This is a genomic window from Streptomyces tagetis (assembly GCF_018069565.1).
Lineage (GTDB): Bacteria > Actinomycetota > Actinomycetes > Streptomycetales > Streptomycetaceae > Streptomyces > Streptomyces tagetis.
This window is the reverse complement of sequence record NZ_JAGPNL010000003.1, coordinates 251,234-271,691: the sequence shown is the minus strand read 5'-3', so window position 1 is coordinate 271,691 and position 20,458 is coordinate 251,234. Positions and strand designations below refer to the sequence as shown.

At 67.7% G+C, this 20,458-nt stretch carries 15 protein-coding genes and 1 pseudogene; 11 read left to right on the top strand and 5 right to left on the bottom strand.

Annotation, left to right across the window (positions count from 1 at the left end; all coding sequences use genetic code 11):
• Positions 1–136: 136 nt before the first annotated feature.
• Positions 137–1,183: a helix-turn-helix transcriptional regulator gene (locus J5Y05_RS13285; protein ID WP_210871894.1), complete on the top strand. Its 1,047-nt coding sequence runs from the start codon at positions 137–139 to the stop codon at positions 1,181–1,183.
• Here J5Y05_RS13285 and J5Y05_RS13280 read toward each other — a convergent pair.
• Both J5Y05_RS13280 and J5Y05_RS13275 read right to left on the bottom strand, forming a co-directional pair.
• Entirely contained in the window at positions 1,134–2,156 is a 1,023-nt protein-coding gene (locus J5Y05_RS13280; protein WP_210871891.1) for a helix-turn-helix transcriptional regulator, read from the bottom strand. The two genes, J5Y05_RS13285 and J5Y05_RS13280, sit on opposite strands and share 50 nt — an antisense overlap.
• The gene (locus J5Y05_RS13275; RefSeq protein ID WP_210871889.1) at positions 2,153–3,190 is read right to left on the bottom strand and encodes a helix-turn-helix transcriptional regulator; all 1,038 of its coding nucleotides are present in this window, start codon (positions 3,188–3,190) and stop codon (positions 2,153–2,155) included. Before J5Y05_RS13275 ends, J5Y05_RS13280 begins: the two co-directional genes overlap by 4 nt.
• 291 nt (positions 3,191–3,481) lie before the next feature.
• Here J5Y05_RS13275 and J5Y05_RS13270 point away from each other — a divergent pair, with 291 nt between their 5' ends.
• From J5Y05_RS13270 to J5Y05_RS13255, 4 genes are all read left to right on the top strand, one after another.
• Positions 3,482–3,817: a Rieske (2Fe-2S) protein gene (locus J5Y05_RS13270; RefSeq protein ID WP_210871887.1), complete on the top strand. Its 336-nt coding sequence runs from the start codon at positions 3,482–3,484 to the stop codon at positions 3,815–3,817.
• Between the two features lie 457 nt (positions 3,818–4,274).
• Positions 4,275–6,872, top strand: a complete 2,598-nt coding sequence (gene clpB / locus J5Y05_RS13265; protein ID WP_210871885.1) for an ATP-dependent chaperone ClpB — start codon at positions 4,275–4,277, stop codon at positions 6,870–6,872.
• A 171-nt stretch (positions 6,873–7,043) separates the two neighbouring features.
• Complete coding sequence (locus J5Y05_RS13260; protein ID WP_210871883.1) at positions 7,044–7,613, top strand: YbjN domain-containing protein; 570 nt, start codon at positions 7,044–7,046, stop codon at positions 7,611–7,613.
• Positions 7,614–7,906: 293 nt separating this feature from the next.
• Positions 7,907–8,647: an alpha/beta hydrolase gene (locus tag J5Y05_RS13255; RefSeq protein WP_210871880.1), complete on the top strand. Its 741-nt coding sequence runs from the start codon at positions 7,907–7,909 to the stop codon at positions 8,645–8,647.
• A gap of 140 nt (positions 8,648–8,787) precedes the next feature.
• Here J5Y05_RS13255 and gltX read toward each other — a convergent pair.
• A pseudogene (gltX, locus tag J5Y05_RS13250) lies at positions 8,788–10,163 on the bottom strand (glutamate--tRNA ligase).
• Between the two features lie 1,001 nt (positions 10,164–11,164).
• Here gltX and J5Y05_RS13245 point away from each other — a divergent pair.
• The 5 genes from J5Y05_RS13245 to J5Y05_RS13225 are packed head-to-tail and all read left to right on the top strand — an operon-like array spanning position 11,165 to position 17,908.
• Positions 11,165–12,964 carry a hypothetical protein gene (locus tag J5Y05_RS13245; RefSeq protein WP_210871878.1) on the top strand — a complete coding sequence of 600 codons (1,800 nt, stop codon included), beginning with the start codon at positions 11,165–11,167 and terminating at the stop codon, positions 12,962–12,964.
• The gene (locus J5Y05_RS13240) at positions 12,964–15,114 is read left to right on the top strand and encodes a DEAD/DEAH box helicase family protein (RefSeq protein WP_210871876.1); all 2,151 of its coding nucleotides are present in this window, start codon (positions 12,964–12,966) and stop codon (positions 15,112–15,114) included. The genes J5Y05_RS13245 and J5Y05_RS13240 overlap by 1 nt, the downstream gene beginning before the upstream one ends.
• 60 nt (positions 15,115–15,174) lie before the next feature.
• On the top strand, positions 15,175–15,360 hold the full coding sequence (locus tag J5Y05_RS13235) for a hypothetical protein (RefSeq protein ID WP_210871874.1): 186 nt from the start codon (positions 15,175–15,177) through the stop codon (positions 15,358–15,360).
• The gene (locus J5Y05_RS13230) at positions 15,357–17,435 is read left to right on the top strand and encodes an AAA family ATPase (protein ID WP_210871872.1); all 2,079 of its coding nucleotides are present in this window, start codon (positions 15,357–15,359) and stop codon (positions 17,433–17,435) included. The genes J5Y05_RS13235 and J5Y05_RS13230 overlap by 4 nt, the downstream gene beginning before the upstream one ends.
• The gene (locus tag J5Y05_RS13225; RefSeq protein ID WP_210871870.1) at positions 17,435–17,908 is read left to right on the top strand and encodes a DNA phosphorothioation-associated protein 4; all 474 of its coding nucleotides are present in this window, start codon (positions 17,435–17,437) and stop codon (positions 17,906–17,908) included. The genes J5Y05_RS13230 and J5Y05_RS13225 overlap by 1 nt, the downstream gene beginning before the upstream one ends.
• A 70-nt stretch (positions 17,909–17,978) precedes the next feature.
• On the opposite strand, the gene J5Y05_RS32615 is transcribed toward J5Y05_RS13225, so the two are convergent.
• The gene (locus J5Y05_RS32615; protein WP_210872744.1) at positions 17,979–18,137 is read right to left on the bottom strand and encodes a GmrSD restriction endonuclease domain-containing protein; all 159 of its coding nucleotides are present in this window, start codon (positions 18,135–18,137) and stop codon (positions 17,979–17,981) included.
• 370 nt (positions 18,138–18,507) lie between these two features.
• Positions 18,508–18,636 (bottom strand): IS3 family transposase, encoded by a 129-nt coding sequence (locus J5Y05_RS13210; RefSeq protein ID WP_210871868.1) that lies wholly within the window; start codon positions 18,634–18,636, stop codon positions 18,508–18,510.
• A 90-nt stretch (positions 18,637–18,726) separates the two neighbouring features.
• Here J5Y05_RS13210 and J5Y05_RS32740 point away from each other — a divergent pair.
• A protein-coding gene (locus J5Y05_RS32740; protein WP_443742827.1) for an IS630 family transposase occupies positions 18,727–19,790 on the top strand; the annotation gives its coding sequence in 2 pieces (ribosomal slippage) (positions 18,727–19,170 and positions 19,173–19,790; 1,062 coding nt in all).
• Positions 19,791–20,458 lie beyond the last annotated feature (668 nt).

Sequence of the window (20,458 nt, the reverse complement as noted above, 5' to 3'; positions counted from 1 at the left end):
GCGGCGGACCGTCCGGGCATACCCGTGCAACCGGCGCCAACCGGCCGCCGCCCCCTGCCGACCCGTGTTGCGGACCCGGTCCCGGCCACGCATAGTTGCGCTGCGGAAGCAGCCGGAACCGGGGGTGGGATGGGCGATGGCCGGGCACGGGACGGAGGAGCATCCGCACGGTGCCGACCGGCTGTGCACGGCCGGGGACCGCGTGTACTCCCGGGCCGTGCGCCGCGGCCGGGTCGCCCGCCGGGACGCCGAGCCGGTGCCGTGCCTGCTGGAACTGGCCCTGCTGCACCCCGACCCGGACGACATGGACTGGCTGGTGCCGACGTCCCCGCAGGAGGTCATGACCCGGCTGCTGCGCGAGGTGTACGACGAGGTCAGCGCAGGCCAGCGCCGGGTCGGCGCGGCGGTGGCCGCCTTCGAGTGGTACGCGGGCCTCGGCAGCCGGCTCGGGGCGCCGCCCGGCACCGAGGGCACCGCGATCCGGGTGCTGGACGGACTGGCCCGCATCCAGGCGGCGATGGACGAGGCGACGGAGGCGTGCGCCTCGGAGGTGCTCACCGTGCAGCCGGGCGGCATCCGGCGTGAGCACGAGCTGTCGGAGGGGCTGCACCGGGCGCTGGCGCTGCGCGGGCGCGGGGTGCGGATGCGGGACCTCTACACGCACGTGGCCCGGCACGGGCAGGGGCTGCTCAACTACCTGGAGCTGATGGGCGACACGGTGGAGGCGCGGACCCTGGACGAGGTCGTCGACCGGCTCATCCTCTTCGACCGCACGGTCGCCTTCATCCCGGCCAACGCCGAGCGCACGATGGCGCTGGAGCTGCGGCACCCGGCGCTCGTCTCCTATCTGGTGACGGTCTTCGAGCGGATGTGGCGGCTGGCGCTCCCGCTGACGGCGCCGCTGCCGGACACCGGCATCGAGGGCATCTCCCACCGGGAGCGCTCCATCGCGGCGCTGCTGGCCGAGGGGCACCAGGACGCGGTGATCGCCGAGCGGCTGGGGATCAGCGTGCGCACCTGCCGGGCCCACATCGCCCGCCTCTCCGAGACGCTCGGCGCGGCCAGCCGCACCCAGCTCGGGGTGCGGATCGCGCAGGCGGGCCTGGACGGTCCGCCGGGCCCGGCCGCGGGGGTCAGCGCCCCGGGGCGGCTTCCGGGTCGAGGAGCCCCGACCGCCCGATGAGGTAGCCGAGCTGGGCGCGGCTCTCGCTGCCGAGGGTCGCGGCGAGCTTGGCGATGTGCACCCGGGCGGTACGGACGTTCATGCCGAGGCGCGCGGCGATGGCGGTGTCGGTGTGCCCTTCGACCAGGAGGGCCGCGATGGCCCGCTGGCGGGGCGTCACGCCGCCCAGGGAGGGCAGCGGGGCCGTCTGGGGGTACATGGGCGTGGCGAGCCGCCACAGGCGCTCGAAGGTGGTCGTGAAGTAGGAGATGAGCGCGGGGTGGCGGACCTCCAGGGCGAGGGTGGCGTCCTCCTCGGCGGGGATGAAGGCGATCCGGCGGTCGACGACGATGAGCCGGTCGGTGACCTCGTCCAGGGAGCGGGCCTGGGCGTCGCCGCGCAGTTGCTCGTAGCGGGCCCGGACCAGCGGCAGGTGGCGCTGGGTGTGCTGGTAGAGGGCGCGGATGCGGGCGCCGCGGTCGAGCATGGCCTGGTCGCGGCGGAGCGAGACCTCGTGCATCACCTCGCCGCGCCGCCCGGCGTAGTGGGCGCTCGGCTGGACGCAGAGGAGTTCGGCGGTGGCCTCGGCCATGGCCTCGCCGATGGCCTGGTTGATGGTGGGCAGACCGCTCAGGACGCGCAGGGCGCCGGTGTCCTCGCCGGCGGTGCGGCGGCCGTCGATGCGCATCAGGGGTTCGAAGGTCTCGGCGAGCCGGGCCTCGCGGCGGCGTTCGTCGGCGACGCGGCGCGCGGAGGCGGCGAGCAGCCGGTGCAGGGCGACGGCGGGGGCCACCGGCTCCACCCACCGCGGGGCGCCCACGGCGGGCTGCAAGAGGCCGAACTCGGCGAGGCAGGGCGCCGCCCCGGCCTCCGCGGTGGGCAGCCGTCCTTCGCGAAGGGCGCGTGCGTACAGCTCGGTGCCGGCCGGGCACAGGTCCTCCGGGCCGTGCCCCGGGTGCGGACCGCTCTCCTCGGGGTGCGCCGGTGCGGTCACGGGCGCCGCCCTTCGCCGGAGGCCGGCTGGTCCTGTTCGAGGATGCCCGACTGGGCGATGAGGTAGCCGAGTTGGGCGCGGCTGCCGCTGCCGAGGGCGGTGGCCAGCTTGGCGATGTGAGCACGGCAGGTGCGTACGTTCATGCCGAGGCGGCGGGCGATGGCCTCGTCGACGTGGCCCTCCACGAGGAGTTTGGCGATGGAGTGCTGGATGTCGGTGATGCCGTCGGGGGCGGTCTCGTAGGGGGCGCCGGCGCTGAGCGGGACGGCGCGGCCCCACATGAACTCGAAGACCTTGGCCAGGTAGCCGACGAGTCCGGGGTGGCGGATCTCCAGGGCGACCTGGCGGTCGTCGCGCACGGGGATGAAGGCGACCGTCTCGTCGCAGATGATGAGGCGCTCGACGAGTTCGTCGATGGTGCGGTACTCGGCCTTGCCGTTGGTGAACCGGTCGACGTACGCGAGCCGTTCGGGGCTGTAGCGGGCCGTGTGCTGGTAGAGGGTGCGGATGCGTACCCCGCGCTCGGTGAGGGTCTTGTCGCGCTCCAGGCCCTCGATGACGCGGCGTTCGGGGTGGCGGGCGCTGGGCTGGACGGTCAGCACCTCGTTGGTGCACTGGTTGGTGGCGAGGTCGAGCGCGGAGTTGATGCGGTCGAGCCCCTCCAGCACGGCGATCGAGTGGGTGGGGGTGGCGCCCTGGGCGCTGAGCGCCATGAACGGTTCGAACGCCTCGGCCAGTTCGATCGAGGTGCGGCGGCGGTCGGCGATCTCCTGTTCGATGGGATTGAGCCGCTGGGCGAGGGCGACCGAGGGGGCCACCGGGCGCAGCCAGTCGGCGTCGTCGGGGTCGGGGTGCAGGAGCGCGAGTTCCATGAGGCACGGGGCGGGCGCCACGTCCGCGCGGGCGATACGTCCTGTGCGCAGCGCGTTCGCGTAGAGACGCCCTCCCTCCCCGCACAGTTCAGTAATGCTGTGGGGATGTGTCTCGTTGGTCCGATTTATTGTCAAATCTCCACCCCCCAGGGTCCTGAACATGCAGGAACATGATGCACCGATCGTGTGGCCATGACGTGCCTGAATGAGCCATCGTCTTATCCGACGGGGGAAGAGGGGACCTTCAAGTGAGGACGAAGCCGACTATGTCTAAGAGATTGCTTCGCTCGGTGCTTGTCGCCGCCTTCTCCGCCGTTGTGGCCTTCGGAACGCTGAATGGCCTCGCCACTGCGCACAACGACGGGCGAGCGAGCAGTGCCGGGTCAGTGGTGTCCGCCGCATCCGCCGGCCAGGACGCGCGTGCCATCACGAATGACACCATCTGGTCGTGACATGACTACTCCACCTGACGACCGCTCCTTCCGCCGCGAGATGGCGACGGCCTACCGTTCCGGCTGGCACTTCATCGATCTGGTCACCGCGCTCCCCCACGCCGGCGACTCGCTGATGGTGACGGTCTTCGGTGAGCCGGTCGTGGTCACGCTGGAGGAGGACGGTGACGTACGGGCGTACCGGTGCCTGCGGCGGCCTCGGGGGGCGCCGCAGCCCGTGCGGTGTGCCATCCGGTACGGAATGATCTTTGTGAACCTGGATCAGCGGGACCACCGGCTCGGCGAGCCGGAGGATTCCGACCTGAGGACCATCTCGGCCACCCCCCGCAGTGCCTGACGCGATTCCCCCGTCGTAAAAGATCGCTCAGGCGCTTCCCCCCGCAGCGGCGTCACCGTGACCTGAACACGGTGACGCCGCTGTCGTTTTCCGGGGACATGTCACGACGTCGGCCGGTTCTGAGCCTGGCCGAAAAAACACTCGCGCGGCGGACCGCCGCCGCCCGCCGCCGCCCACCGGTCCGGTGGCGCGCGCCCCGGGCGGTGCTCCCGCCCCCTCCTGGGCGCTCGGGCCGCCTCCCTCTGCCCTCGGCGCCGGAACGCCCGCTCTCCCTGCCTGTTCGGCCCTTGCCTGTTTCGGCCCCTGCCCGCTCGGCTCCTGCCCGCCCGGCCCGTTCTCGTGCCCGTGGTGCGTGCCGTTTTCCCCTTGAGTGGAATAGACTCAACTTTGTACACGCTGAGCATGTCAGCACTGGGAGACAGGGCGCACCGCCGAACCCGAGGAGGAGAGCCAGAACGTGGACGCCGAGCTGACCAACCGGAGCCGGGACGCGATCAACGCGGCCACCAGCCGCGCCGTGACCGACGGACACCCCGACCTCACCCCCGCCCACCTGCTCCTGGCGCTGCTCCAGGGCCAGGACAACGAGAACATCACCGACCTGCTCGCCGCCGTCGAGGCCGACCTCGCGGCCGTGCGCTCCGGCGCCGAGCGGGTGCTGTCCGCGCTGCCCAGCGTGACCGGCTCCACCGTCGCCCCGCCGCAGCCCAGCCGTGAGATGCTCGCCGTGGTCGCCGACGCCCAGGCGCGCGCCAAGGAGCTGGGGGACGAGTACCTCTCCACCGAGCACCTGCTCCTCGGCATCGCCGCGAAGGGCGGCGCGGCCGGTGAGGTGCTGGAGGGACAGGGAGCCGGTGCGCAGAAGTTGCAGGACGCCTTCCGCAAGGCGAGGGGAGGGCGCCGCGTGACCACCGCCGACCCCGAGGGCCAGTACAAGGCGCTGGAGAAGTTCGGCACCGACCTGACCGCCGCCGCCCGCGAGGGCGGGCTGGACCCCGTCATCGGGCGCGACCAGGAGATCCGGCGGGTCGTGCAGGTGCTCTCCCGCCGCACCAAGAACAACCCCGTCCTCATCGGCGAGCCCGGCGTCGGCAAGACCGCCGTCGTCGAGGGGCTGGCCCAGCGGATCGTCAAGGGCGACGTGCCCGAGTCGCTGCGCGGCAAGCGGCTGGTCTCGCTCGACCTCGGCGCGATGGTCGCCGGCGCCAAGTACCGCGGCGAGTTCGAGGAGCGGCTGAAGACGGTCCTCGCGGAGATCAAGGACTCCGACGGGCAGATCGTCACCTTCATCGACGAGCTGCACACCGTCGTCGGCGCCGGCGCGGGCGGCGACTCCGCCATGGACGCCGGCAACATGCTCAAGCCCATGCTCGCCCGCGGCGAACTGCGCATGGTCGGCGCGACCACCCTGGACGAGTACCGGGAGCGGATCGAGAAGGACCCGGCGCTGGAGCGGCGCTTCCAGCAGGTGCTGGTGGCCGAGCCGACCGTCGAGGACTCCATCGCCATCCTGCGCGGGCTCAAGGGCCGCTACGAGGCCCACCACAAGGTCCAGATCGCCGACAGCGCGCTGGTGGCCGCCGCGGCCCTCTCCGACCGCTACATCACCTCCCGCTTCCTGCCCGACAAGGCGATCGACCTCGTCGACGAGGCCGCCTCGCGGCTGCGCATGGAGATCGACTCCTCCCCGGTGGAGATCGACGAACTCCAGCGCTCCGTCGACCGGTTGAAGATGGAGGAGCTGGCGCTGAGCAAGGAGACCGACGAGGCGTCCCGCGAGCGCCTGGACCGGCTGCGCCGCGACCTCGCCGACAAGGAGGAGGAACTGCGCCACCTCACCGCCCGCTGGGAGAAGGAGAAGGAGTCCCTCAACCGGGTCGGCGCGCTCAAGGAGCGCCTGGACGAGCTGCGCGGTCAGGCCGAACGGGCCCAGCGCGACGGCGACTTCGACACCGCCTCCAAGCTGCTGTACGGCGAGATCCCCACCCTGGAACGGGACCTGGAGGCCGCCTCCGAGGCCGAGGAGGAGGTCGCCAGGGACACGATGGTCAAGGAGGAGGTCGGCGCCGACGACATCGCCGACGTCGTCGCCTCCTGGACCGGCATCCCCGCCGGCCGGCTGCTGGAGGGCGAGACGCAGAAGCTGCTGCGGATGGAGGAGGAGCTGGGCCGGCGCCTGATCGGCCAGACCGAGGCCGTCCGGGCCGTCTCGGACGCCGTACGGCGCTCCCGGGCCGGAATCTCCGACCCCGACCGGCCCACCGGCTCCTTCCTCTTCCTCGGCCCGACCGGCGTCGGCAAGACGGAGCTGGCCAAGGCGCTCGCCGCGTTCCTCTTCGACGACGAGCGGGCGATGGTCCGCATCGACATGTCCGAGTACGGCGAGAAGCACAGCGTGGCCCGCCTGGTCGGCGCCCCGCCCGGCTACGTCGGCTACGAGGAGGGCGGCCAGCTCACCGAGGCGGTGCGGCGGCGCCCGTACACCGTGGTCCTGCTGGACGAGGTGGAGAAGGCCCACCCCGAGGTCTTCGACCTGCTGCTCCAGGTCCTGGACGACGGGCGCCTCACCGACGGGCAGGGCCGTACCGTCGACTTCCGCAACACCATCCTCGTGCTCACCTCCAACCTCGGCAGTCAGTACCTGGTCGACCCGCTGACCGGCGAGGCGGAGAAGAAGGAACAGGTCCTGGAGGTGGTGCGGGCCTCCTTCAAGCCGGAGTTCCTGAACCGGCTCGACGACCTCGTGGTCTTCTCGGCGCTCTCCAAGGACGAGCTGGGCCGGATCGCCCGGCTCCAGATCGACGCCCTCGCCCGGCGGCTGGCCGAGCGGCGGCTCGCCCTGGAGGTCACCGACGAGGCCCTGGACTGGCTGGCCGACGAGGGCAACGATCCGGCCTACGGCGCCCGCCCGCTGCGCCGGCTGGTGCAGACCGCCATCGGCGACCGGCTCGCCCGGGAGATCCTCTCCGGCGAGATCAAGGACGGCGACACGGTCCGCGTGGACCGCGTCGGCGACGAGCTGATCGTCGGCCCGGCGGGCGCGAAGACGCTGTAGGCGCCCCCTCGCGGGGCACGGCGGCCCGCCCCTCGCGGCGACGGGCGGGCCGCCGGCCGCCGCCGACCGGCCGGATCACGTCAGACCGTGGCAGCCCGCCGCCCGGCGGGCTTGCCACCCCCCTCCCCGCATGAGGGAGGATGGCCAGATCCGTACGAAGGGAAATACACGGTGAGCATCGACCCGTCCTCGATTCCGAATTTCGGGGGCCAGCCCGACCCGCAGCCCCAAGGACCGGCGGGCCCCGTCGTCCCGGATCAGGATCTCGTGAAGCAGCTCCTGGAACAGATGGAGCTGAAGTACGTCGTCGACGACGAGGGCGACCTCGCGGCGCCGTGGGAGCAGTTCCGCACGTACTTCATGTTCCGCGGCGAGGGTGACCAGCAGGTCTTCTCGGTGCGGACGTTCTACGACCGCCCCCACCAGATCGACGAGAAGCCGCAGCTCCTGGAGTCCGTCGACGACTGGAACCGCCGCACCCTGTGGCCCAAGGTCTACACGCACACCCACGACGACGGCACCGTCCGCCTCATCGGCGAGGCGCAGATGCTGATCGGCATGGGCGTCAGCCTGGAGCACTTCGTCTCCTCCACGGTGAGCTGGGTCCGCGCCGCCATCGAGTTCGACCGGTGGCTCGTGGAGCAGCTCGGCCTGGAGCAGGAGGCCGACGGGGCCGACGAGACCGGCCAGGCGGACGAGACCGGCCAGGCGGACAGGCCGGTAGAGCAGGACGGCGAGTAGTCCGTCCCCCCGAAACAGGAGCCCGGTGCCGGAGCACGGGCCGCCCCCCGCGGCCCCACCCCGCTACCGGGCTCTCGCCGCGCCCGGCCCCCGGCATCCGGCCGCGGAGGCTTCGCAGAAACCCGTTTGACGTGCGGAGGGCGACCACTGCTACGTTTCCGGAGGCCGTGCCGGAGAGCGAGGAGGTGGTACCCGTGAACGCAGTGTCGACATGGGTGCTCCCCTCCGGGGTCACGGTCGGGCGATAGGTCGTCCGGGAGCGCCGTTCCAGCGCATCCCCGAAAGGCACGACCATGCGTTTCACTTCCGAGCGGCGCCTCGACGACGGCGTCCTCGAACGCGAATTCACCCTCGGTGAGATCCCCGGCATCCTGTGGACACCCGCGTCCGCGTCCGCATCCGCACCGGTGCCGTTGATCCTTCTCGGCCACCCTCCCCTCGGACTGCGCAGGATGTACCCCCGACTGGTGGTCCGGGCCCGGCACTCCGCGGCGGAGGGCTTCGCCACGGCCACCATCGAGCTTCCCGGAAGCGGCGACCGGCCCCGCCTGCCCGCCGCCGAGCAGGCCCGCGCCGACCTGCGCCGGGCGCTGGAGGCCGGCGAGCCGGTCAGCGACGAGACCGTCGACGCCCTCATCCTCCCGCTGGTCGAGAAGTCGGTCCCGGAGTGGCAGGCCGCCCTCGACGCCCTCCTTTCGCTGCCCGGGATCGGCGGCCCGGTCGGGTACTCGGGAGGAGTGATCTCCATCGGCATCCGGCTCGCGGTGGTCGAGCCGCGCATCGTGGCCGCCGGTCTCTTCGCCGGGAGTCTCGTGCCCCGCACCATGTTCGAGGAGGCCCGGCAGGTCACCATTCCCCTGCACGTCCTGTTGCAGTGGGACGACGAAGGCAACGACCGGCAGGCGGCCCTGGACCTGTTCGACGCCTTCGGCTCCAAGGAGAAGTCCCTGCACGCCCACATGGGCGGGCACACCGGCGTCCCGCAGTCCGCGGGAGACAGCGCGACCCGGTTCTTCACCCGACACCTGAAGTGAGGCCGGACCGTCACACCGGCACCTCTTCCATGTCACGAAGGGGTCCAGGGCGGGGCATCCATCCGTGCTTCCGCGTCTTTCACGATGGAACTTCGGCAACGCCTGGGGCGACCTCCTCGCAAAGGTCGCCTGAGGTACGGCTACGCCTGGGCTGCAGCCAGCTTCTTGGCCGCGGCATCCAGACGGGCCAGCACGCGGTCCCGGCCGAGCAGCTCCATGGACTCGAACAGCGGGAGTCCGACCGTCCGGCCGGTGACCGCGACCCGGATGGGCGCCTGGGCCTTGCCCAGCTTGAGGCCGTGCTTCTCGCCGACTACGAGCAGCACGGCCTTCAGGTCATCCGCCTTCCAGTCCGCGACCGTAGCCAGCTCGGCACGGGCATCGGTCAGGATGTCGCCGGCGCCGACCTTCATCGCCTTGTTCCACGACGCCTCGTCCTCGACCGGCTCGTAGAGGAACAGGAAGTCCACGTAGCTGGTGATCTCCGACAGCAGCGCCAGTCGGGTCTGGGCCAGCGGGGCTGCCACCTCGAAAAGGTCCTTGTCGAACGCCTCCGGGGCCCATGGCGCGTGCGGGGCGACGAGCCATGGCGCGCAGGCGTTGGCGAACTGCTCCGGCGAGAGTGCGCGGATGTAGCCGCCGTTGAATGCCATGAGCTTCTTCACGTCGAAGAAGGCCGGCGCGGTGTTGACGTCCTCGATCCGGAAGAGCTGCTCCAGCTCCTCGTACGGCATGATCTCCCGGTCGTCGCCAGGGCCCCAGCCGAGGAGCATCAGGTAGTTCACCATCGCCTCGGGCAGGAAGCCCTCGGCGAGGTAGTCCTCCAGCGCGACCTTGTCACGGCGCTTCGAAAGCTTCTGCCGCTTCTCGTTCACGATCACCGGCAGGTGCGCCCACACCGACGGCTTCGCACCCAGCGCCTCCCACAGCAGCTGCTGCTTCGGCGTGTTCGACAGATGCTCCTCACCGCGGATGACCTGCGTGATGCCCTCGTCCTGGTCGTCGACCACGTTGGCGATGAGGAAGACCGGGGACCCGTCACCACGGGCGATCACGAAGTCCTCGATTCGTTGTTCGGGAACGCCGGCTCCCCGCGAATCAGGTCGATCACGACGGTCTCGCCTTCGTTCGGGGTCTTGAACCGCAGCGCGCGCCCCTCCTCGAACGCGAGTCCGCGCTCACGGCAGAACCCGTCGTACCCGAGGTGCTCCGAACCTGTGTGCTCCTTCAGCTGCTCTCGGGTGCAGTCGCAGTAGTACGCCCGGCCCGCCGTGTACAGCTGCTGAGCGGCCTCGCTGTGTCGCGCGGCGTTGTGCGACTGAAAGTACGGGCCCTCGAACGCGGCGTCCTCGCCGTGGATGCCGATCGCGGCCAAAGCGTTGATGATGCCGTCGATCCACTCCGGCTTGTTCCGGGCCACGTCGGTGTCCTCGACGCGGAGGACGAACGTGCCGCCGGACTGTCGTGCCACCGCCCAGTTGTAGAGAGCGGACCGTGCACCACCGACATGGAACATGCCGGTCGGGGACGGGGCGAAACGAACGCGAACCGGGGCAGTAGACAGGCGCTCCAGGGTACCGACGCCGGGCACCGGCTCCGGACCACTGAGTCGACTAGGAGATCGGGTGGCTGAGTTCCTCGCACCTGTCGGCAAGGCGTTGGGTGCTGGAGACGGCTGGAGTTCGTGGCCATCCAGAGCGTCGACAACCAGGCCCGCACGGTGGTGCTCGGCCATCGAGAAGCCGAGCACCTCGCGGATGACCCAGCCAGCCGGCGAGATGGAGCCAGCCCTCACCGGTCGGGATAGAGGTGATGTCGCTGGCGATCTTCGTGTCGGGCCGGTCCGCGTGGAAGCCGCGCCCGATCAGGTCCGGTGCCAGTGCGGCCTTGGAGTCCTGCCGGGTCAGACTGCGCCGCCCGGTGCGCTGGCTGTGCCCGATGATGCCGTGCTACCGCATGATTCGCTCGACGCGGCTTGTGGTTCACCAGCCAGCCCTAGCAGCGCAGTTCGGCCGTAACCCAGGGCACCCCGTAGGTGCCTCTTTGGAGGCGAGGTGGATAACGCACCCGCGTGACCCTCTCGGACGCGGACTATGCCCACCTGCGCTCGAGAGCTGGGAGAGACGGCGAACCGGAACGAAACGTGGGCGTGCCGGTTTTGCTGGAGCGGAAGGGTTGCCACTGATCGGCGAAGGCAGGCTGTCGGGCAGGCCGGGCCCGATCTGGAGGGGTGCTCGCTACATGGACGGTGGGCGTGAGGCTTCAGGAAGCCGTGCCCATCGTTCTGTCTCTGCTACAGATCGAGGAACCATGGATGACTTTAGGGCGTCCCCTGTACCGTCAAGGCGACAGCGCTGTCGCTGGTGTCCCAGGAGGGGGGGAAGAGGCACAGGGGTGTGCTGGAACGAACAACTCAATGACGCCTTTGACGTGCGGTGACCGGCAACCCGATCGCCGCGTGTGATGAGGCGCTGTTCCCAGCGTGCTAACCGTTGTACACCCCTACCTCTGAAGGCCATGAACGCATTCGACCGTTGGTACGAGGGGCTGAGCAACTTCAACCGGGACCTCGTCCTGCAACATTTCTGCGCAGAGACTCCGGTTCCGCTGAGCGAGCTTGCTTCTCAACATGCCCTTCTTCGGGAGACTGCGCGGCAGTGCCGAAACTTCCTCATGGACGAGTTCAACCGCAGTGTTGAGGGGGATTCGATACTGCGTGTCTGGATAAAGCGCGCAGAGCTTGACCTGCGGAAACCTTGCCTCATCAGTTCGTTTCTGGACCGCCACGCCTGGCTTGGCGAGAACATTGGGGACAGGCTCACCGTCCTCCGACTGTTCACCGGCATGCGCTGGCTGGACGTGACCACCTCTGCGTCCCCGACCGGACAGTGGATCTTCATGAATGATCTGGAAGAGTGTGGCGCCGCCACGGTGAGAGCCCTTGAACTTGATGTCGACGAGGTGATGAGCCTGTCGACAGCCTCCGCTCTCCTCGACGCACACCAGGTGCCTGTCCCCAGCGATCTCGACACCCTGCGTCAGTGGATGATCCACTGTGGTCTCGACTGTGAGGGCAACCAGATCTCATTGACTCGCTCCAAGCCCCAGCCGACTGAGACCGCTGTCGTCTCTGGCGGGCTGTTCGAGTTGGTCGAGCAGCTGTCCGCCCTCCTCCTAGTAAATAAAAACACCGAGAGCACTCTTACTCTCGGTGACATTCTTGGTGAGGCGGAGACGACGGACGGGGAGCTTGGAGTGGTCTCCCGTATGCTCCGCGACACCACCTTCACGGTGGGTGGGGGCTGGGTTGTGCCGGATCGCTCCACCGATTCCGAGCGGAGTCGGGCAGTGCGAGACGAAGGAACCTCGGCGGAGCTAAATATTACAGAGGGTAGTAGCACTTCGAGTGTGACCGAAGAAGTCAAAAAAAGGGAAGCAGAGAGTGACGGATCCATTCTGCTTGCAGGCACGTTGGCGGATGCCGACGAAGCGGGTCTGGAGGCGTCGCCCGGAGACCTCATCGCGCAGCTCCTCGAAGGCTGCGCTGAGGGCATGAGCACCTCGCTCATCGAGGGTGCACTGGACGGAGTCATGCCCCAGGGAGAAGTGACAGAGGCGCTCTTCACGGATGCGCGCTTCGCGATCACGGCCAGGGGAGCCTGGTGCCTCCAGGACGGCTCCGACACGACTGCACCCTCCGCTGCAGCGATCCTGGCCCAGGGACTTTCCTCCCGAGAAGAAGAAGCGTCCACCTCAACCACCGAGGCCGTCGGCGGCGTCGGCTCGCGTGGCGGGCTTCAGCGTGAGCGCGAGCGCCTCGACAAGGTGGAGGCCGCCTTGCGCGAGGCGGACACCCCGCTGACTGCCGAGGAGCTGAAGGAGCGCACGGGCGTCACCATCGGGATCCAGTATCTCCGGCAACAGATCGAAGGGGATGCCCGCTTCAGCCGGAGTCAGCGGAACCAGTGGGCGCTGACCGAGTGGCACCTCCCGGTGTACAAGCCGATCAAGGAACTGATCTCTGACATGGTCGATGCGCACGGCGGCCAGGTTGAGGCAGACAAGGTCGTGGCGCTTCTCCGCCGAGACTTCGACATCAAGGAGTCCAGCCTGCGGGCCGCCATGTCCATTGCGCCCTTCACCGCACGCGGAGGGATCGTCCGCCGTATAGGTGAAGACCTGGACACTGGCTCCGAGGAAGCAGCTGTCCCCGCAGCCCGCACTGCTGAGACCGACGCGTCGGCCGAGCACCAGCCCCGCCCCGTCGACGAGGCCCCCGACGTGGACGACCTCATGGACCACCTGGGGCTGATCTGATGGCGGCTTCCCCTTTCCTCCGCGACTGCGGTGCGGAGTCCGACTACCGCAGCGACCGCAACGACCTTGTCGAGGACTTCTACCTGCCTGCCCTCGCCGCCTCCACCGCCTACGACCGGGCCGTGGGCTACTTCGCTGCGTCCGTGATTGCCACGCTCGGGCAGGGAATCGACAAGTTCACCGCGCGCGGCGGCACCATGCGGATCATCGCCTCCCCCTACCTTGACCTGGCCGATATCAAGGACATTGAGGACGGCTACGAGCTGCGCGAAGTCCTCCAGCGTGCCGCCCTCCGTGACCTGGAGCAGGCGGTCGAGGACGCGCGGGCAGCCCGCGGCCTCGGCAAGCTCGGACAACTGGTCGCCGAGAACCGAGTCGATTTCAAGCTGGCCTATGTCGAAGAGCGTGGCCGCGTCGGCATGTACCACGAGAAGATCGGTGTCTTCCGGGACGGCCGAGACGTCATCGCCTTCAAGGGCAGCGCCAACGAGACCCGCTCCGGTCTCGTCGGCAACTTCGAGGCGATCGAGGTCTACCGGAGCTGGGACCCGAGCGATGCACGCCGGGTCGCGCGCATAAGCAAGGACTTCGATGACCTCTGGGAGAACCGCACGCAGATGCTGCGCGTCATCCCGTTCACCGAGGCCGCCAAGGTGATCGTCGAGCGCAGTGCCCGGGCCACCGCCGACCGGTACGAGCTGGACGACCTCCCGACCGGCGGAACCCCCATCCGCACCACGCCACTGCCTTCTCCTGGCACGCTTGCGATCCCGCCCAGCCTGAAGGTTCGCGACTACCAGAAGGAAGCTGTCCAGAACTGGTTCCACAACCAGTGCCGAGGCATCCTCCGCATGGCCACAGGCACAGGCAAGACCCTGACCGCACTTTCCGCTGCCTCCCAGCTCGGCACGCTCCTTCGGAAGAACGATGCGTCCGCCTCGCTCCTCACCGTCGTCGTGGCCCCGTACCAGCATCTGGTCGACCAATGGGCCAAGGACATCGAGTGGTTCGGCGTGACACCGTTGCGGGCCTACGAGGCGACCAGCAAATGGTCCCCGCGCGCTCACAGTCTGCTCCAGAACATCGCCCTCGGCGGTACTCGAGGCGGAGTCATCGTCACCACCAACGCCACCTTCGGCGGCGATGCCTTCCAGAACCTGCTCAGCTCCTACCGGGGGCACCTCCTCCTCGTCGCTGACGAGGCCCACAACCTCGGCGCCGCGCACCTGCGTACCCGTCTCCCGGAGAACGCCCAGTACCGCCTAGGCCTCTCCGCCACCCCGGAGCGCTGGTTCGATGAGGAGGGCACCGACGCCCTCACCGACTACTTCGACCGAGTCGTCTTCGAGATGGGCATCGGCGAAGCCATCCGCCGCGGCGCCCTGTGCCGCTATACCTACACGCCCATCCTCGTGGAGCTGGACGACGAAGAAGCCGAACTGTACGCAGAGACCAGCGCGAAGATCGCCCGCCTGATCGCGGCCGGCACCGACCTGAAGGAGACCGCCGACCGGGACAGCCCGCTCGGCCGACTTCTGAAGAAGCGCGCCGACATCATCGGCCATGCCCGCGGCAAGCTGGAGATCCTCCACGCGGAGATCGAGAAGCGCCGGGACACCAGCCACCAGCTGATCTACTGCGCCGAGGGCAAGCACCCCCTCCTCTACGAACACGGCACCGACGGCCCGCGTCAGATTGACCAGGTCATGGAGATGGTCGGCAACGAGCTGCGCATGCCCGCTGCCCGCTACACCTCGGAGACGAAGCGCTCGGCCCGCCTGGACATCCTGCGCCGCTTCGCGAACAACGACCTCCAGGTCATCTCCTCCATGCGCTGCCTGGACGAAGGCGTGGACGTCCCGGCCTCCCGGACCGCCTACCTCCTGTCCAGCTCCTCCAACCCTCGCCAGTTCATCCAGCGCCGCGGCCGCGTCCTGCGTAAGGCGCCCGGCAAGGAGCGCGCGGACATCATCGACTTCGTCGTCGTGCCGCCTGCGGGCGGGGACGCGATCCAGTACGAGACCGAACGCAGCCTGCTCCGTCGCGAGCTGGCTCGCGTCGAAGAGTTCGCCTACCTCGCTGACAACGAGGGGGACACCCTCAATGTCCTCCGCCCCGTGCGCGAGCGCTACGGCCTCTTCGACACCTGAGCCCCCACCGCAAGTACCCCCACTCCTTCCGTACCCGCTACCTCGAACCAGGAGTAACCCGTGAGCGACGAAACAACCGACCAGCCTCCCGCACGAACGGTGCGCGACGTCCTGAACGAGCTGCCGCGGGAAGCCAGGATCCTCGTCCAGAAGGTCATCGACCTGGAGACCGAGAACATCCACATCAGGGAGACGACCAAGGTCGAACCGAAGATCATCGAAGCCGTGAGGGAGCTGACCAAGTGAAGCTGCTCAAGCTGACGCTGAAGAACTTCCGCGCCTTCTACGGTGAGCAGGTTCTCGACCTGTCTGTGGAGGAGGGTAAGCCCGCAGTCCTCATCTTCGGTAACAACGGTGCCGGCAAGACCACTCTGCTCAACGCGTTCGCCTGGGCCCTCTACGGCACCTTCTCGGAAGACGTGGAACAGCAGCATCGCGTCATTCACGACAAGGCATGGGCGGACACCGCGTTCGGGGAGGAGATCACGGCCTCGGTTCGGCTGGACTTCGAACACGACGGGACCCGGTTCTCCGTGGTCCGGCACGTCACTGTCATCAAGGAGAAGGCAGAGCAGGAGCCCGTCGATCCTGAGCTGACGGTCACGGAGATCGGGACAGACGGCGAAGCCCAGAGCATCCTCAACGGCCAGGACCGGATCGAGAAGATCCTGCCCAAGGGCCTGCGTCAGTTCTTCTTCTTCAACGGTGAGCGCATGGAGAAGATGTTCTCCGGTGACGTGAAGCGGGAAGGCGAAGGCAAGAACCAGGAGGTCCAGAAGGCGATCAAGACCCTTTTGGACTTGGAAGCCATCGAGCGTGCTCTGAAGGACCTGCCGAAGGTCTCCCGAAAGCTCGCCAGCGAGATCGACTCCAAGGAGGACAGCAGACTGAAGCAGCTGTCCGACCATATGGACCACCTCGCCATCCGCGAGAAGGAAGAGGAGGCAGAGATGCTGCGCCTCTCCGGCGAGATCAGCGCCTTCCAGAAGGAAGTCCAGTCCATTGACCGCGCCCTGCTCCAGAACAGGGAGGCGGAGCCGCTCCAGAAGAAGCGGGACTCGCTGACCCGCCGAATCAAGGCCGCGCACGACCGGCATATGGAGTACAAGAGCCGCAAGCGCGAGATGCTGTCGCGGCACGGCTTCCTGGCTCTGACCAGCGGGATCGACACCAAGGTGATTGAGCTCGCGGACGAGATGCGAGAGCGCCGCCAGCTGCCCGCAGGCATTCAGCGCAGCTTCATCGAGGACATCCTCGAAGCCCAGTTGTGCATGTGCGGCCGTGAGGTCCGCGAGGGGACCCAGGAGTACGAGGAGCTGGACAAGCGCAAGTACAACGCCGGTCTCGAGGACGTCCAGGAGAGCTGGATGCGGGTCAGCGGCAAGATGAAGAACCTGGAGGAGAGGCGCCAGGAGATTCTGGAGCAGCTCACCCTCAACGCTTCCGATATTCAGAAGGCAGACGCCGAGATCAGCGAGCTGGAAGCGGAACGCTCCGATGTCGATCGGCAGCTGGAAGGCGTGAACGTCCAGAACGTCCAGCGCCTCATCGAGCGCCGGAAGAACTATGCCGCTAAGGAGACCGACGCCCGCGTCGCGCACAAGGAGGCTGAGAACAAGGTCACCTCGATCAAGCAGGAGGCAGAGGCCGCAGGCCGTCAGTACCGGAATGCTGAGGTCAAGAGCGAGAAGGCCCGCAAGGTTCAGAAGCAGGTCGAGCTCGTCGAGAAGGTGCGTGCCGCGCTGAAGGAGATCCTCGAGATCAAGACCGAGGAGGTCCGGGACCAGCTCGACAAGAAGGTCAAGGAGGTCTTCTCCCGCATCTTCATCAAGAGCTACGTACCCGAGCTGAACGACGACTTCGAGCTGGAGTTGCACACCGCGAGCGGAGTGGCCATCCGTTCCACCGGTGAGAACCAGATCCTTGGCCTCAGCTTCGTTGGCGCGGTCTCCGAGGTTGCCAGGAACATCAGTGCCCGAAAGAAGAACAGGGGGGAGGCGACTATCGAGACCGGCAGTGGCGGTGTCTACCCGGTCGTCATGGATGCCCCCTTCGGCAGCCTCGACCTGACCTATCAGGAAGAGATCTCTAAGGCCCTCCCGGCGCTGACATCCCAGATCATCACCCTGCTCTCGCAGTCGCAGGCGCGGGGCAAGGTTCTGGAGAACCTTCAGCAGGCTGCCAATCAGATGTACGTACTGCGCTCTTACACGCCGAACCAGTCAGCGGGCGAAGAGACGATCGTGATCAACAACCGTGAGGTTCCGTACGTGTCACACGGCGACTTCGAGCACACTGTTCTGGAGAAGGTGACCTTCTGATGGCCTACACGGACCGATTCCGCCGTCCCCAAGAGCATGAGGACCTGCTAGGTAAGCTCACCGACAGAAAGACCGGGACGTTCGCGACCATGGTCGAGGCGATGATGTTCGCCGCGCTGCTCGGCCATCGCCGAGGCGAGCGCAAGCCGTTCGACCAGGTTGATGAGCCGATCCGCCTCGCACTCATGGAGAGCCGGGACTACGGGGAGGTGCTCCTCGACATGCTCGGAGCCGTCGAGTGCCCCGACGACCCGAAGATCCTCAGCGCGGACCGTCAGCCTGAGCGGGTCCTCATCTTCGAGGAGTACGCGAACGCCGGCCTGTCCCACCTGCAGACCCTTATAAACCGTCAGTCCGACCAGGACCTTGACACGATCATCTCGAACCTCGTCCTCGAAGGGCTTAGGACGCCGCCGGAGGAAGAGAAGGACGACGTTGGCGACATCCTCGCCAGCGCTGATCTGGACTGGTAAAGCCGCTTCCCCAGGCCAGGGGGTGTGGCGGCCGGAAGTCGTTCGGCTGCCACACCCGGTGAGCCCTGCGTCAGCGCGACCAGGTCTTGGCCTCGAGTTCGGCAAGGACGGACTGCCGAAGTCGGATGCTGTCCGGGGTCCACTCGCTCTTCTCGCTGATTTTTCTGGTCAGCTCGAAGCCCGACGCCTTGAAGACCTCGATCTTTTCGGCGAACGACTTGTTCCCGATCTTGGAGTTTCACTCCAGTCTGCAGGAGCACCACGTTGCCAATGCGGTAGACCCAGCTGGAAGCGTCCTGTTTGCCCCGCTTTTCTTGACGCAGTCTCCCCGTCGGCTTCCTTGGCGTTCTGCGGGAAAATATGTTCCAGGTTGACCTGGCTCGGGTTGCTGTTGGGAAAGAACTCCGGCTGGGACTCCTTTCGACTTGTTGTCTCCAGGGTGCTCAGGTAGTACCGGGCAAGCTATGAATCGCTTCCTCCCACGGTGGTGAGCGCGAACTGCTCCCTGAGGTCGGTGTCATAGGGGATGAATTGCTCCGGAATCGCTGGGGGCTTTATGCGTTGACTCAAGCCGCCGATTGGGGCGGATGCGGAGCGTATTAGTTGATCTCGTGTTCGTGGGGCGAAATATCTCCGATGGCGGTGTGGAGTCGCTGATTGTTGAACCAGTCGACCCACTCTGCGATGGCCGTGGCGCCGATGCCCAGGTTCGCGGTGACCGCTTTCATGCACGGTCCATTCGGTGGGGTAGTTACTGAGCTTGAACTCGTGGAGTCGTAGGGGCTGACACTTCGTCATCCATGCGGTATCACCGGGGCATGCGGTATCCACAAGGGGGCGGGCTGACCGCCGAACGGCAGCAGTTCCGCGGAGAGTTACGGCTGAAGCCAGCCGAGAGGTTCGCTCAGGGTGTCGCGAGCTCGGTGATCGCCAGGGACTTGCGGGTCAGCGTCCGCTCCGTGCAGCGATGGCGGCAGATGTGGGACGAGGGCGGCCCGCGGGCTCTGCGGTCACAGGGGCCGGCGTCGCTGCCGAGGCTGAGCGGAAAGCAGTTCGCCCAGCTCGAGGCGGAACTGGCCAAGGGGCCGGCCGCGCATGGCTGGGAGGACCAGCGCTGGACCCTGAGCCGTGTGAAGACGGTGATCGGACGGCGCTTCCACCTCACCTACACCATCCAGGGCGTGCGCAAGCTCCTGGTGCGCAACGGCTGGTCCTGCCAGGTCCCGGCCCGACGGGCGATGGAGCGGGACGACGAGGCGGTGGCCGGGTGGGTCAAGGAGGTGTGGCCCTGCGCGGAAGACTCGCGGCGGCCCGTGGGGCCTGGCTGGTCTTCGAGGACGAGACCGGATTCTCCATGACGCCGCCGCAGGCCAAGACCTGGTCACAGCGCGGCCGCACCCCAGTGGTGCGGGTGCGGGGCCGATCACGCAGAAGCATCTCCATCGCGGCGCTGACCTGCTACAAACCCGGCCACCGCTCAAGGCTGATCTACCGGCCCCGCCGCGACGACGGCAACCGCGACGGCCGAAAGAGCTTTTCCTGGCGCGACTACCGGGACCTGCTGATCGCAGCACACCAGCAACTCGGTGGCCCGATCGTGCTCGTCTGGGACAACCTCAACGTCCACAAGGCCGCCGACCTGTGGGAATGGGCGGCAGCCCGGGACTGGCTGACCATCTACTACCTGCCGCCCTACGCACCCGACCTCAACCCCGTCGAAGGCATCTGGTCGCTCCTGCGACGCGGCTGGCTCTCCAACGTCGCCTTCAGCACCCCCGAACACCTCGTCCAGCGCATCCGGCGCGGTCTCCGCCACATCCAGTACCGCAGCCACCTCATAGACGGCTGCCTTACCGAGACGGGACTGACCATCAACCCCTGATCACCGAAGACGACATCACGAGTTCAAGCTCAGTATGAGGGATCTCCGCGACCATGCGTACCGCGCGCTCGCGAAGCTCGGCAGGGTAAGGGGACGGGCGGGCCCATGACTCGATCCGCTCAAGGAATCAAGCCTCCATTAGAACCGGAGCGCTTCATGCCCTTTGACCCGCTGATACCGAGAGGGCCAAAGGGCTCGGCAGTCGTGCGATTCTTGACAAGATGCTGAAGGTGATCCCAGATGATAAGCCGGCATCACCTGCAACTCATACACGAATTGGCGGCGTGTCCCTATTGCTGCAGTAGAGCTGTTGCTACCGAAAAACAGCGATCAGTGCAGCCAGGGAAGTGATCAGGGTGGCAACAGCCGTGATTGTCTCCGGAGTCATACGCCCCTTCGGGGGTCCCTCGCTGCTCTGACCATCGGACGTGCTCTGGCCCTCATCCCGCAGGCACGCCGAGGTGCAGCGGTGATTGTCGTCAAGCGGATTGTGCACTTTGCTCCTCTCATCGGGCTCATTCGGTTGCTAGGCAGCAGGTGACGGCTGAGCCCGACTGCCTCTCCCCCTCAGCTGTAGCGATCCAAGGGGAAGAGGAACGACCGTGACGGGGTAACTCTGACACCATCGGAGTCACCTACCGCTTTGGAACGGGACGTTCTCGCCCACA